Source organism: Nocardia sp. NPDC004722 (assembly GCF_053601505.1).
The window spans coordinates 1-13,393 of the sequence record NZ_JBSGBY010000184.1; the positions used below are offsets into that span (position 1 = coordinate 1).

Genomic DNA, 13,393 nt, shown 5'->3' on the forward strand with positions numbered 1-13,393 from the left:
CGGTCATCGCCTACGACCGCCTCATCCGCGACACCGCGAATGTCGACTACTACGCGACCTTCGACAATTTCAAAGTCGGTGTGCTGCAAGCGAGTGGGAATGCGGCCGCCATCGCCGACCGCTCAGCTGGGAAGCCGTGCGATAGCGGCGTCGCGACCGCGACCTGGGCGTATGCGATCGGGAACATCGACAGCAGCAACAGTGCACAGGCCGACGCCGCGCCTTTGACTCGGGCCGCCCACACCACGCCCGCGCCGAGGACGGCGACCACTGCCGCCGCCACCAGATGCCGTATCCACAATTCGGGCGCGGCCGCGATCGACCGCACGATCAGCAGCCCGATTAGCAGCAATGCCGCCCTGATGCGCCGGCGCATCGACGTGAAATCGGCATGGCGGCTCAGCAATACGCACACCAGCACCAGCGTGCCCACCGCGGCCATTGGCAGCACGCGCCCCGGCCACCGCAGCGGGCCGACCGCTCCGGGCCCGGCCGCCCACATCAGCATGCCACCGGTGAAGAGCACGATCCCGCAGTATTCCCGCGACCTGCGCCACACCCCCGGCCAATCGACGAACGCCAACGCAGGAATCACGAACCAGGCGATGTACACCACAGGCACCGGCTGCACGAACCCCCAGAATCCGTCGAAAGCCGGTGCGGTGCTGGGCAGCCCGGCGTTCAGCGACTCCGACCACGGCACCGTCAGGAACCGGTCGTTGCGGATGCCTAAACCACCGCGCCAGGTAACCGGCGACGACAGCAGCAGTGGCAGATTCGCGATCAGCGCCGCCAGCCCCGCGCACGCCGACACCAACACCAGTCGACGCGGTCCCTGCCAAGCCCGCTGGTAGAGAAGCTCCCCTACCGCTACCGCCAGTATCATCAGCCCGGCCTCGATCGCGGGAAACACGTACTGGATCGTCAGCGCCAGCCACAGAAAGACGAAAACCGGGACCGGCCCGCCCTTTCCGCGTACATACCGCACCCCGGACGCCCACGCATGCAACAGCCACGCAGTCCCGGTCAACGCGGTGAACCAGCTGGCCTGATCGAAGAACAGAAACCAGCCGCTGAGCGTAAACGCCACACCCGCAACGGCTCCCCACATCGGCTTCGCCCCGTAGGCGAGGCAGATCCGGTACACCCCGAGCCCGGCGATGATCGAGAAGACCAGCTTCACGACGGTGGCGTACACCGCCAGATTGTCCACCGACGGCGCGATCAGATAAACCAGCAGTTGCGGCGGATTCAACAGCCCCGCCTCTTCCAGCGCGTAATTTCCAGCCATCCACTCCCAGGGCACCAGCGCCGGAAAATGTCCCTCCCGCAACTCGGTTCCGAGTAGCACCCACATCGGCGCGTACTGCGCCTCGGTGTCGTCGGTGTAGTAGTGCCGGGCATTCGCCAGCAATACCGCCACGTATCCGGCGATAACGCCGAGCAAGGTGACCGCTGCCCATATCCGACGGGTTCTTCGAGATCCGATCTCCACGCTGGCACACACGATGTCCAGACACTAGTTGTGTCACGACCTGGCCAGCAAGATTGGAAAGGTGGTTCTAGCCGACCGGCGGGGCACGCCAGCCGGTTGCCGGATCGATCTCTCCGCCAGTGCGCCCGATACGTCCATGTTGTTGGCTCGCTGTACGACCGTAGGCCGCCCTCCGAGAAGTCGGGAAGACGGCCTACGGTGCGTTTTTCAGCTGTTCAGTGGTCCGTGGTCAGCAGGTAGAGCGCTGATGCGCGCCGATGTCGGGAGCACAACCGTTCGGTACCGGGTTGCCGAAGTAGTCGCGCCCGCCGTTGTCCGGAATGGTCTTTCCGGCACCGAGGGCGGGTGAGCCGTCGCCGAGCTGATACCCGTTCACGGTGTTGAGGCCGGTGCCTCCGGTGCCCGGGTCGGTCAGCTTAGGGTCAGCGGTGATCTGGCCGCTGGGACCGTTCGGGTGGTTGCCGTACAGAACGTTGTTGGAAAACGTGATATCGGCTCCCTCATACGCGTAGCCGCCGGATCCTTCGTTGACGATGATGTTGTTGGCGAAGGTAATCTGGGAATCGCTGTTGGCCTCGAGGACTTTTGCAGTTGAACCGGCGGGGATGTAGATGGTGTTGTTGTGGAACATGCCGTTGGTGGCGCCGGCGCCGCGCACAACCAAATCCTGGTCGTTTTGGCTGACGTTGTAGCGGAACACCGCGTTGGCCGTGGCGCTGTCGCCATCGCCGCAGCCACAGAACATGGCCATGCCACCTTCATTGTCGTGACTGTAGTTGTACTGGTAGATAGTGCCGTCGGTACCGTAGTCGGCGTCCCAGGCCTGACCATCGTTGTTGTCAGGCAGCTTGCGGGTGAGGTATGCCTCGTTGAACTGGAAGGTGACGTGGTCGGCGTTCCACACCCAGATCGCGGCGTTCGCGTCGTTGGCCCGGTTGGCGGTGTCGTAGGCGACGTTGTATTCGGCCAGACCGTGGTCGGTGTATTGCATGACGATGCCGTCACCACCGATGCCGTGCACCGTGTTGTTACGGACGACGAAGCCTGTCCAGGGATAGTAGGTCTCGACATGTTCCGGGCAGCCCGCCCATCCGACCGAGGCGCGGCAATTCCACGTGGTGGACATGTTGATGCCGGAGCGGTTGACGTTGTAGACCTCGTTACCGTCGAGCACGACATCGTCGAACTTGGTTTTGGTTTTCGTGCCCAGGACATCGAACTGGATACCGGAGCTGCCGCCGAGGTCTTTCGTCCCGTCTCCGTTGACGTCGTGGACGGTCAGGTTTGTCAGGCGGTAGTAGCTGCCGGTTCCGAAGTCTTGCAACCTGATGTAGACGCCGCGCCGGTTGGCCTCACTGGGGCCGGTGTTGGTGATCTCGAGATTGCGGATCTCCCAGTACTGCTGGTTGTGCAGGCGTAGCGCTTCGGGTGCTCCCTTGCCCTCAATGAGCGGCTTGGCGCCGCTGCCGTAGGCATCGAGCACGATCGGGGACCCGGCAGCGCCGGAACCCTTGGGGCTCAGCGTTCCCGAACAGCTGGTGCCTCGTTTGAGCAGGATCTGATCACCGGGTTTGAAGCCACCGGAGAAGTTGTTCACCGCATCGAGTGAATTCCACGGGGATTCCTGGGTGCCGCTGCCGTTGCCGTCCGCGGAGCAATCCACGTGGTAGCCGGTGTCGGCGGCTTCGGCGTTGGTGGTGGGCAGGGCCAGAATTGTTGCGGCGCTGAGCATCAGCGTGCAAACCACGCTGCGCCATCTCCGGATTCGAGGTACCGACATTCGACTTCCTTCTATCGTGCGGGTGGAACAACCAATGCCTGAATGGCGAAACTGAGGTCTTGAGCGGTGGCGATCGATCCGCGCCAGCGGTGCACCACGTTGTCGCCGTTGGCAATCAGAAGAGTGTCCGGACAACCCTCGACTTGAAAGACACGCCGAAGTGCGGTTGCGGAATCCGGGGTGGCAATCGCCACTCCCCGCAGGTTCCAGTCGTAGCCGAAGTTGATCAGGCTGTCGGTACTCGCCCTGCCCGTGGGATCCACGATCAGGACGGTCAGGCCCAATCGGCCGTATTGCGTTGCCATGCTACGCAACACTGGGATCTGGCTACGGCTGGGACTGCCGCCGGGCGCCGCAGGATCCAGGAAGGCCAGCAACATCGGCCCGGGCGAACCGATCGCCACACTGCCACCGTCCACCAGCCGGATCGGCTCGGCGGCGGTGGCCGAGACCGGCACATCTGAATGAGTGGAGGCGACGTACACGGTCGCGGCGGTCACAATCGCGATGATCACAGCCACCCCACAGAGCACCGACGTCAGGCGACACGACAGGCGCTGCGACTCGACCCGGAATGGATTCCGCATCAACCATGAATACGCTGACCGACGCCGCCCAGACCAGATCACTCGTATGACGGTTCTTATCAATTCACCGTCATAATTTGTCGGTCAGGCCTCGTATCCGAATCCCGGCGGGCCGTGACCACCAATGTGGGCAGATGTGGCGGCCCCGACAAACGCCGAGCTCCGTGCGTAGCTCCACGGAGCTCGGCGGCAGCACTCCGCAAGGAGATTCCAGAATTGAATCGCCGCCTGATGAAGGCCATTCCACGGACAACTCGGAATGGATGGACTACTCGGTAGCCGTCACGTCGTGACGGCTTCTCACGACGCCAGCATCCCCCTGCGATTCCCAGGGCTCCGGGTTGACATTGACGCAACGTCAATCGGCAGGCTGGTGGATGTGAACGCACAGGAGTGGTCGATCCAGGACTTGGCGAAGGCCGCCGGAACCACCAGCCGCACGCTGCGCCATTACGGCCAGCTGGGGTTGCTGGTTCCACATCGGACCGGAGCCAACGGGATGCGGTACTACGACGCGGGCGCACTGGTCCGATTGCAGCGGATCCTGCTGCTACGGGAACTCGGGCTCGGCCTTCCGGCAGTCGCGGAGGCACTGGCCGCCGACGGCGTGGACACAGCGACCACCGTCGACGCTCTGCGGGTCCATTTGGATCTGCTCCGTCAGGAGCGTGCACGCATCGACCGCCAGATCTCCTCGGTCGCCACGACTGTGCTCAAACTCGAGAAAGGACAACCTCTCATGCCCGCCGAATCCTTCGATGGCTTCGACCACACCAAGTACAAGGACGAGGTCATCCAGCGCTGGGGCAAGGACGCCTATGAGTCCAGCGACCGCTGGTGGCGCTCGAAGACCGACGCACAGAAGCAGGACTTCCAGCAGACCGCCCTCGACATCGCCGCCGACTACGGGCGCGCCCACGCTGCGGGTCTGGCCGTCGACAGCCCCGAGGTCCAGGCCATCGTCGCTCGCCACGCGAACTGGGTGCGCAAAGGATGGCAGGGCCGCTCATGGGGAGGCAAACCGTTCGAAGAGGCCTTCGCCTACCTCGGCGAGATGTATGTCTCCGACGACCGATTCCGGGCCAGCTACGACATCCACGGTGCCGGCACAACGGAATTCGCCCGCGACGCCATGGCCGTATACGGGAAGGCCCACAACTAGCTAAACGCCCACCTGCGCTGGATCGGCGAATCACTGCCGATCTGTCGCGGTGCACTCGGTCTAGGACTAGCTAGCCGACCGGCGGGGCACGCCAGCCGGTTGCCGGATCGATCTCTCCGCCAGTGCGCCCGATACGTCCATGTTGTTGGCTCGCTGTACGACCGTAGGCCGCCCTCCGAGAAGTCGGGAAGACGGCCTACGGTGCGTTTTTCAGCTGTTCAGTGGTCCGTGATCAGCAGGTAGAGCGCTGATGCGCGCCGATGTCGGGAGCACAACCGTTCGGTACCGGATTGCCGAAGTAGTCGCGCCCGCCGTTGTCCGGAATGGTCTTTCCGGCACCGAGGGCGGGTGAGCCGTCGCCGAGCTGATACCCGCTCACGGTGTCGAGACCGGTCCCTCCGGTGCCCGGGTCGGTCAGCTTAGGGTCAGCGGTGATCTGGCCACTGGGACCGTTCGGGTGGTTGCCGTACAGAATATTGTTGAAATACGTGATCTTGGCTCCCTCCTCATACACGAAGCCACCGGATCCCTGGTTGACGACGATGTTGTTGGCGAGGGTTATCTCGGACTCACTGTTGGCCTCGAGGACTTTTGCAGTCGAACCGGCGGGGATGTAGATGGTGTTGTTATGGAACAAGCCGTTGATGGCACCGGCGCCGCGCAGGATCTGGGCCTGGTCGTTCTGGCTAACGTTGTAGCGGAACACCGCGTTGGCGGTGATGGTGTGTTCGACCTCGCCGCAGCCACAGAACATGGCCATGCCACCTTCGTTGTCGTGGCTGTAGTTGTACTGGTAGATGGTGCCGTCGGTACCGTAGTCGGCGTCCCAGGCCTGACCATCGTTGTTGTCGGACAGCTTGCGGGTGAGGTATGCCTCGTTGAACTGGAAGGTGACGTGGTCGGCGTTCCACACCCAGATCGCGGCGTTCGCGCCGTTGGCTCGGTTGGCGGTGTCGTAGGCGACGTTGTATTCGGCCAGACCGTGGTCGGTGTACTGCAGGACGATGCCGTCACCACCGATGCCGTGCACCGTGTTGTTACGGACGACGAAGCCTGTCCAGGGATAGTAGTTCTCGACCCGTTCCGGGCAGTTCTCCCATCCGATCGATGCGCGGCACTTCCATGTGGTGGACATGTTGATGCCGGAGCGGTTGACGTTGTAAACCTCATTGCCGTCGAGCACGACATCGTCGAACTTGGTCTTGGTCTCGTTGCCGAGGACGTCGAAGTGGATACCGGAGCTGCCGCCGAGGTCTTTCGTCCCGTCTCCGTTGACGTCGTGGACGGTCAGGTTTGTCAGGCGGTAGTAGCTGCCGGTTCCGATGTCTTCCAACGTGATGTAGACGCCGCGGCGGTTGTCTTCCTCGTCGCCGGTGTTGGTGATCTCCAGGTTGCGGATCTCCCAGTACTGCTGGTTGTGTAGTCGCACCGCTTCGGGTGCTCCCTTGCCCTCGACGATCGGCTTGGCGCCGGTCCCGTAGGTATCGAGCACGATCGGGGATCCGGCCGCGCCGGAACCCTTGGGGGCCAGAGTTCCCGAACAAGTGGTGCCTCGTTTGAGCAGGATCTGATCACCGGGCTTGAAGCCGCCGGCGAAGTCGTTCACGGAACTGAGCGTGTTCCACGGGGATTCCTGGGTGCCGCTGCCGTTGCTGGATGCCGAGCAATCCAGGTGGTATGCGGTGTCGGCGGCTTGGGCGTGCGTGGTGGGGAGAATGAGAATTGTTGCGGCGCTGAGCATCAGCGTGGAAACCACGCTGCGCCATCTCCGGATTCGAGGTACCGACATTCGACTTCCTTCTATCGTGCGGGTGGAACAACCAATGCCTGAATGGCGAAACTGAGGTCTTGAGCGGTGGCGATCGATCCGCGCCAGCGATGCACCACGTTGTCACCGTTAGCAATCAGAAGAGTGTCCGGAGACCCGTCGACTTGGAAGACACGCCGAAGTGCGGTTGCGGAATCCGGGGTGGCAATCGCCACTCCCCGCAGGTTCCAGCGGAATTGGCCGGTCGATCGTCGATTTGAAGTCCGCCAGGAATGGGTTGACTGCGATCCTTTTCGCAGGCGTTGAGCGACAAGATGACTAGTTACCACGAACGCGGAGCCGGCTACCGTCCTCGGCGTCGAAGAAGTAGATGTGCTGCTCGGTCGCGGCCAGTGTGAGCCGATCTCCCCTGGTGGGCGGATTGCGCCAATCTGCCCGCGCCACAATGGCTTCCCCGTCGCCGACGGTGCGCCCGTAGATGTAGGCGTCGGAGCCCAATTCTTCCACCACATCGACTTCGATGGTGATACCCCTGCCCACGGCGGCGGTGTCGAGGTGTTCGGGCCGGATACCAACCACGATCTTGTGGTCCGTGGCCGAGATGATCGAGCGGGGCAAAAGGAACTGCCAGCCGCCGAGGCTGACTGTCCCGCCGCTCTGCACGTTGAGCGTGAACAGGTTCATAGCGGGCGAGCCCATGAACCCGGCCACGAACAGGTTGGCCGGATTGCGATAGAGGTCGCGGGGCGACGCGCACTGCTGCAGGAGGCCATCCCTGAGCACGGCCACTCGATCGCCCATGGTCATGGCCTCGACCTGGTCGTGAGTGACATATACGGTTGTGGTGCCCAGGCGGCGCTGCAACTGAGCGATCTGGGTGCGAGTCTGCACTCGTAGCTTCGCATCGAGGTTGGACAACGGCTCGTCCATCAGAAACACCTGCGGCTGCCGCACGATGGCGCGGCCCATGGCGACACGCTGACGCTGACCGCCGGAGAGCGCCTTGGGTTTACGGTCCAGGTACTGCTCTAGGTCCAACAGCCTGGCCGCCTGGCGCACCCGCTGGTCGCGTTCGTCTTTGGCGACCTTGGCCAGCTTGAGCGCGAAACCCATGTTCTCGGCGACGCTCATATGCGGGTAGAGCGCATAGTTCTGGAAAACCATGGCGATGTCGCGTTCCTTGGGTTCGGCATGGGTGACATCCCTGGCGCCGATCAGGATCCGCCCGCCGCTCACCTCTTCCAGGCCGGCGAGCATGCGCAGCGAAGTGGATTTCCCGCATCCGGAAGGTCCGACCAGTACAAGGAATTCGCCGTCCTCGATCTCCAGGTTCAAGGCGTCGACGGCCGGTTTCTCCGAGCCGGAGTAGAGCCGGGTGGCGCTGTCGAAGTTGACGGTGGCCATGGTGATGTTTCCCTTCGAGCGCTGCAGCGCTACTTGCCGATTCCGACGGTCATGCCCTGGATGATGCGAGAACCCAGCCAGGAGAACAGCGCGATAACCGGAGCGATGATGATGCACATTCCGGCGAACATCGTGCCCCAGTCGAGGCCGCTGAATCGTTGTGAGGCAACGAAATTGATGAGTGCAACCGGCAGCGTCTGCTTGTCGTGGCCGTGCATGAGCACGAGGGCGAACAGCGTCTCGTCCCAGGCCGCAAGGAACTGCAGCAGAAACGCTGTGATCAGTCCACCCCGCATAACCGGCAGCACGATCGACACGAAGGTACGCAGGCCACCGGCTCCGTCGAGAGCGGCCGCTTCCTCGAGGGATCGCGGGAAGCTGCTGAAGAATCCGGTCAGTAGGAAGACGGTGAAGGGCAGCGCCAGGCCGGTGTAGACGAGGACCAGCCCGTTGAGGCTGTTGGCCATGTGCACCTTCGACAAACTGACGAACAACGGGATCAGGATCACCTGTCCCGGGACACCGAGCCCCATGACGAAGGTCATGGTCAAAGCGCTGGTAGTGCGGGTGCGGCGCCTGCTCAGCATGTAGGCCGCCGGCGCGGCCAGCGCAACCGCCAGAACCGAGGACGCAGTGGCCGTATACAGACTGTTCAACGCGGCCTGACCGAAACCGGCGGTCCGCAGCGCCTTGGTGAAGTTGCCTAGGTCGAGAGAATCGGGAAGCCCGAATGGGTCCGCGAAGATGTCCTTGGTGTTGCGCAGTGAGGTCAGCAGCATCCACGCCAGCAAGGCGAGATTAGCCGCGACCACCAGCCATACCAGGGACACACCGACGGTGCGGAGCGGGTGACGGCGCATATGTTCGCTCCTTCGTCAGTATTGAATGGGATCGCGGCGCATCGCGCGCCGCAGAATGAGGGTGAACACGCCGACCATGAGCAGGCTGACGATCGCGGCCGCCGACGCGAGCCCGAGCTTGGGCACCGAGCTGGGCGGGAATCCGGCGTTGTAGACATAGATGGATGTCGTCCAGGTTTGTACCGGAGGATTGTTGGGGTCGGCGCCGCCGAACATCAGGACGAGCTCGAAGATCTTGAGGGAGCTCACCGTCCACAGCACCGCGCACACGGAGATGACCTCCCAGGAGAGCGGCAGTGTGACGTGCCAGAACCGCTGGAACGCCCCGGCACCATCGAGTTCGGCCGCTTCGTACAGATAGGGGGGAATATCGTCCACGGCCGCCATGAGAATGGTGGTGTAGTAGCCGGTCGCGCTCCAGACCAGTACCGCCACGATCAAGGTGAAGGTGTTGCCGGTTGCCAGCCACTTGGGTGGATCGGACACCCCGACCCAGCCGAGAACGGTGTTGACCGGGCCGTTGGGATTGAAAAGGAATCCGGCCGCGGCGCCGTACACCAGCGCGTTGATCAGACACGGGAAGAACAGGACCGAGCGCGCGAACATGCGGGCCTTCATTTCCCGTAACACCAGCGTGAGCGCAAAACTGATCATGAAGATGACCGCGCCGCCCACCACCAGGATCTTCAGCGTATTGGTCAGAGCCGTCCGGAACGCGGGGTCGTCCCACAGCATCCGATAGTTGTCGAAACCGCGCCACTGCATGGCACCCATGCCGTCCCACTTGTAGAAGCTGGTGTAGGCCGAGTATGCGATCGGCGCCAGAAACAGCACCAGGTAGAACAGGCTGGCGGGCAGGACGAACGGCCAGAACAGCCGCCGCTGCCGACGTTCCAATGGTCCTGGACGCCCGCTCGCCTGTCGTTCGCCGACATCACGCCGGACAGCTACGGCGGTGATGCCGACCGCCATCAGCGCTGTCCTTTCCAGTAGGCCACCTGTGCGGGGACGATCGTGTCGACGAACTGCTGTGCGGTCGACTGACCGGTGATCAGGCTGAGCACCGCGGGATTGAGCACTTTGTCGCCGTAGTCGTTGGGCGCGTTGTCGAGAACGGATCGGGTCGGGTTGTCCTGCAGGACCTTCTGCACGGAGGCAAGCTCGACGGGGGCGGGGATGTCGTCGCGCGGGGTGATGTTGTCGGCCGTCGTAGAGATCCCGGACAGCACACTCTTCTGCAAGAAGAACGCCATGAACTTCGCTGCCGCGTCCTGATGCCGCGACTTCTTGGGCACCGACCAGCCGATCAGCATCAGGTCGGTGTCGGTCTTGCCGGCCACCGTGGTCGGGAAGTTGAATGCGGTGGGCTTGAAGCTCGCCGACCGGACGCTGGCGGTTTCACTGTGCACCCAGGACCCGTTGAGGAACACCGATGCCTGGCCCTGCGCCCAATTGTTCTGCTGCGTAGGAGCTTTGGTGGCGTCGTACCCCTTCAGAAAGTAGCCGCTCTTGGCCAGCTGCTCGAGCTTGCTGATCGACGCCACGACGTTGGGCGCCTTCCAGCCTTGACCGGACTTGTCCGTCCAGAGTTGGCCCATGGTGCCAGCGCCGTTGTCGCGGGTCACCAGATAATCGAGCCAGAGCGAACTCGCCCAGCCATCATCACCTTCGGTGGTAGCGCACGCCTTGCCCGCGACCTTCAACGACTCGCAATAGGTCAGCAGGTCCGCCCAGGTGGCCGGCGGTGCGGCGAGGCCGGGATCGGAAGCGTCGTAGAACAGGTTCACACCGATCAGCTCGTAGGGGACCGTCCATTTCGTGCCGCCGTCGGGGTCCGCTGGCAGGGCTTTCAGATACTTGGCCGGAATAACGTCGGAGACCTTCTTGCCTTCGCCGGGGATCTCAGCGGAATAGACGTTGGACAGGTCGGCGGACTGGCCGGTCAACGCCCCGACCGCGTACAGGATGTCCGCGCCCTGATCCCACAGGTCCGGCGGCTGGCCTGCGGCGATGGCCGGGCCGATCTTGGTACGGATTTCGCGACCGCTGAACTCGAGCTTCACCTTGATGCCGGTAGCCGCGGTGAACTTTTCGGCCGCGTCCTTGATGACCTGGGCCTGCGGTTCCTCCGGACGCCACATCGACCAGTAGGTCAATGCGTTCGGGTCATCGCTGTCGGTGCCGCTGCAGGCGGCCAAGGTGAGCGTCGCGACGGCACCGAGCACCGCGACGGCGACAGGGGTATTGCGCATGAGGAATCGCATTCTAACGGGGGGCGTCCGACCGTTGAACCGGTCGTTTGTGTCGGTCATCCTGCCCAGGTGTGATGCAGGCCATCAAGACTCGTTATGAAATTGAGACATATAAGAATGAAGTATTATTTATTCCTTGCGCCAGGGGTCCGGCGTCTGCTTGCATGTGCTGCATGCATCCCTCATCACCCCGTTTCGCAGGTCGAGTCGCGGTCGTGACCGGTGCCGCGCGAGGTATCGGCGCGGCCACCGCACGTCGGCTCGCTGCCGAAGGAGCCCGGCTCGTCCTGGTCGACATCGACGCCGACGGTCTCGAGGTCCTGGCCCGGGAATTCGGTGACGGGACGCAGGTCGTGACAGCCGATGTGGCGTCGTCACGGGCGTGGGAAAGCGTCCGTGACCGGGCGCTGGAGACGTTCGGCGGCATCGATGTGCTCGTCGGCAACGCATACGCACTGACCAAAGGGGTGGCGCATGAGCTTCCGGAAGCGGTATGGGATCGGGTTCAGGACGTCACCCTCAAGAGCGCGTATCTGGGGCTCGCCGCGCTGGGACCAGCCCTACTGAAGAGCAACGGCTCGATCGTGTTCGTCTCGTCGGTACACGCCACTCTCGGCATGGAAGGGTTCTCCGCATACGCGGCGGCAAAGGGCGGACTAACGGCCTACACCCGTCAACTCGCTGTTGAGTACGGGGGCCGACTGCGAGTCAATGCCGTATTGCCGGGCCCGATTCACACGCCCTCATGGGACGATGCCGACGAGACCGACTTTGCCCGGGCCGCCGATCAGACAGCGGTAGGTCGGCTCGGCCGCGCCGAAGAGGTCGCTGACGCCATCGCATTTCTCGCTTCCGACGAAGCCTCCTTCATCACGGGCGCCGCGCTGCCGGTCGACGGCGGCATGACCGTCAAGAGGATTCCATGAAAGGGCTGCACGCCCAGACCGTCGAGGTTCTGGGGCACCGCATAGTCAGTGGCACGTACGCGCCGGGCCACATCATCAACCCCGACGCCCTCACCAGTGAACTCGGCGTCAGCCGCACCGTCGTCCGGGAGGCGTTCCGCGTGCTGGCCGCCAAGGGCCTGCTCGGCGCGCGGCAGAAGCTCGGAACATACGTCCGGCCGCGCCCCGAGTGGAACCTGGTCGACGCCGACGTACTCGAATGGCTACTCGGCGAGCCCGGCAGTGAACTGCTTGAAAGCCTCGCCGAAGTCAGGGAAATCCTCGAACCCGCCGCCGCCCGCCGCGCCGCTGTCCGGCGAACCGAGGAACACCTCGAGCGAATGCAGGAGGCCCTGGCCGAGATGGGCCATGGCACACCGGAGGCCGTCGCCGACGCCGACCTCCGTTTCCATCACCTCATCTTCGAAGCAGCGGGCAACCCCCTGCTGCTTGTGCTGTATCGCCTGGTCGAGCCCGTAGTCCATGCCCGCGCGACCCGGGTCTTCCACGGCCACCACGACGATCCCATCGAAGTCCATTCCCCATTGCTGGCCGCAATCCGCTCGGGTGACCCCGACCTGGCCGAGCGCGCGTCACGCCAGTTGCTCGTCATCGCAATACATGATCAGGAGAATTTGTGAAAGTCATTGGATACGAGACCTTCCTCGTCGAACCCCGCTGGATGTTCCTGCGGATCGATACCGACGAGGGAATCAGCGGATGGGGCGAGCCCATTGTCGAGGGACGCGCCGAAGCCGTGCGCGCAGCCGTCGACACCTTCATGGAATACCTCATCGGCCGCGACGCCGGCCGCATCGAAGAGCACTGGCAGATCCTCACCAAAGGCGGCTTCTATCGCGGCGGTCCCGTGATGTCCAGCGCGGTCGCCGGGATCGACCACGCCCTCTGGGATATCAAAGGCAAGGCACTCGGCGTGCCCGTTTACGAACTGCTCGGCGGCCCGGTCCGCGACAAGGTCCGCATCTACACCTGGTTGCAAGGCCAGACACCCGAGACCTTGGCGGCCGACGGGCGCGAAAAGGCCGCGATGGGGTTCACCGCGGCCAAGTTCTGTCCCTTCGAAGTCACCCCACACATTCCGTCCGCCGCCCAGGTAAGGCACATTGTCGACAGAGTCGAC

Annotated in this window: 10 protein-coding genes and 2 pseudogenes; 4 read left to right on the top strand and 8 right to left on the bottom strand. The window is 63.5% G+C overall.

Annotated features, from left to right (window positions below; genetic code table 11):
• Positions 1-94 precede the first annotated feature (94 nt).
• The 3 genes and pseudogenes from ACWELQ_RS19415 to ACWELQ_RS19425 form a co-directional block, all read right to left on the bottom strand.
• A pseudogene (locus tag ACWELQ_RS19415) lies at positions 95-1,495 on the bottom strand (hypothetical protein); the annotation flags it as partial.
• 229 nt (positions 1,496-1,724) lie between these two features.
• Positions 1,725-3,242: a hypothetical protein gene (locus tag ACWELQ_RS19420; protein WP_452398443.1), complete on the bottom strand. Its 1,518-nt coding sequence runs from the start codon at positions 3,240-3,242 to the stop codon at positions 1,725-1,727.
• 44 nt (positions 3,243-3,286) lie between these two features.
• A complete protein-coding gene (locus ACWELQ_RS19425) occupies positions 3,287-3,775 on the bottom strand; it encodes a hypothetical protein (RefSeq protein ID WP_452398444.1) in 489 nt (162 codons plus the stop codon).
• Between the two features lie 466 nt (positions 3,776-4,241).
• On the opposite strand from ACWELQ_RS19425, the gene ACWELQ_RS19430 reads away from it, so the two are divergent.
• The gene (locus ACWELQ_RS19430; protein WP_452398445.1) at positions 4,242-5,024 is read left to right on the top strand and encodes a MerR family transcriptional regulator; all 783 of its coding nucleotides are present in this window, start codon (positions 4,242-4,244) and stop codon (positions 5,022-5,024) included.
• Positions 5,025-5,256: 232 nt separating this feature from the next.
• On the opposite strand, the gene ACWELQ_RS19435 is transcribed toward ACWELQ_RS19430, so the two are convergent.
• The 5 genes from ACWELQ_RS19435 to ACWELQ_RS19455 all read right to left on the bottom strand — a co-directional run bounded on the left by ACWELQ_RS19435 (position 5,257) and on the right by ACWELQ_RS19455 (position 11,308).
• A complete protein-coding gene (locus ACWELQ_RS19435; protein WP_452398446.1) occupies positions 5,257-6,813 on the bottom strand; it encodes a hypothetical protein in 1,557 nt (518 codons plus the stop codon).
• Between the two features lie 297 nt (positions 6,814-7,110).
• Positions 7,111-8,196: an ABC transporter ATP-binding protein gene (locus tag ACWELQ_RS19440; protein WP_452398447.1), complete on the bottom strand. Its 1,086-nt coding sequence runs from the start codon at positions 8,194-8,196 to the stop codon at positions 7,111-7,113.
• Between the two features lie 29 nt (positions 8,197-8,225).
• Entirely contained in the window at positions 8,226-9,056 is an 831-nt protein-coding gene (locus ACWELQ_RS19445) for a carbohydrate ABC transporter permease (RefSeq protein WP_452398448.1), read from the bottom strand.
• A gap of 15 nt (positions 9,057-9,071) precedes the next feature.
• Positions 9,072-10,028: a carbohydrate ABC transporter permease gene (locus ACWELQ_RS19450; protein ID WP_452398449.1), complete on the bottom strand. Its 957-nt coding sequence runs from the start codon at positions 10,026-10,028 to the stop codon at positions 9,072-9,074.
• Positions 10,028-11,308 carry an ABC transporter substrate-binding protein gene (locus tag ACWELQ_RS19455; protein WP_452398450.1) on the bottom strand — a complete coding sequence of 427 codons (1,281 nt, stop codon included), beginning with the start codon at positions 11,306-11,308 and terminating at the stop codon, positions 10,028-10,030. The genes ACWELQ_RS19450 and ACWELQ_RS19455 overlap by 1 nt, the downstream gene beginning before the upstream one ends.
• 215 nt (positions 11,309-11,523) lie before the next feature.
• Here ACWELQ_RS19455 and ACWELQ_RS19460 point away from each other — a divergent pair, with 215 nt between their 5' ends.
• The 3 genes and pseudogenes from ACWELQ_RS19460 to ACWELQ_RS19470 all read left to right on the top strand — a co-directional run.
• Positions 11,524-12,234: an SDR family NAD(P)-dependent oxidoreductase gene (locus tag ACWELQ_RS19460; RefSeq protein ID WP_452398451.1), complete on the top strand. Its 711-nt coding sequence runs from the start codon at positions 11,524-11,526 to the stop codon at positions 12,232-12,234.
• Positions 12,231-12,893, top strand: coding sequence for a FadR/GntR family transcriptional regulator (locus ACWELQ_RS19465; RefSeq protein ID WP_452398452.1), 663 nt, complete (start codon positions 12,231-12,233; stop codon positions 12,891-12,893). The genes ACWELQ_RS19460 and ACWELQ_RS19465 overlap by 4 nt, the downstream gene beginning before the upstream one ends.
• Positions 12,894-12,934: 41 nt before the next feature.
• A pseudogene (locus ACWELQ_RS19470) lies at positions 12,935-13,393 on the top strand (galactonate dehydratase); the annotation flags it as partial.

What these genes read in the sequence shown, in the direction of transcription:
- ACWELQ_RS19450 (WP_452398449.1), bottom strand. Translation starts at nt 10,028, where the DNA reads ATGGCGGTCGGCATCACCGCCGTAGCTGTCCGGCGTGATGTCGGCGAA.
- ACWELQ_RS19435 (WP_452398446.1), bottom strand. Translation starts at nt 6,813, where the DNA reads ATGTCGGTACCTCGAATCCGGAGATGGCGCAGCGTGGTTTCCACGCTG.
- ACWELQ_RS19445 (WP_452398448.1), bottom strand. Translation starts at nt 9,056, where the DNA reads ATGCGCCGTCACCCGCTCCGCACCGTCGGTGTGTCCCTGGTATGGCTG.
- ACWELQ_RS19440 (WP_452398447.1), bottom strand. Translation starts at nt 8,196, where the DNA reads ATGGCCACCGTCAACTTCGACAGCGCCACCCGGCTCTACTCCGGCTCG.
- ACWELQ_RS19455 (WP_452398450.1), bottom strand. Translation starts at nt 11,308, where the DNA reads ATGCGCAATACCCCTGTCGCCGTCGCGGTGCTCGGTGCCGTCGCGACG.
- ACWELQ_RS19465 (WP_452398452.1), top strand. Translation starts at nt 12,231, where the DNA reads ATGAAAGGGCTGCACGCCCAGACCGTCGAGGTTCTGGGGCACCGCATA.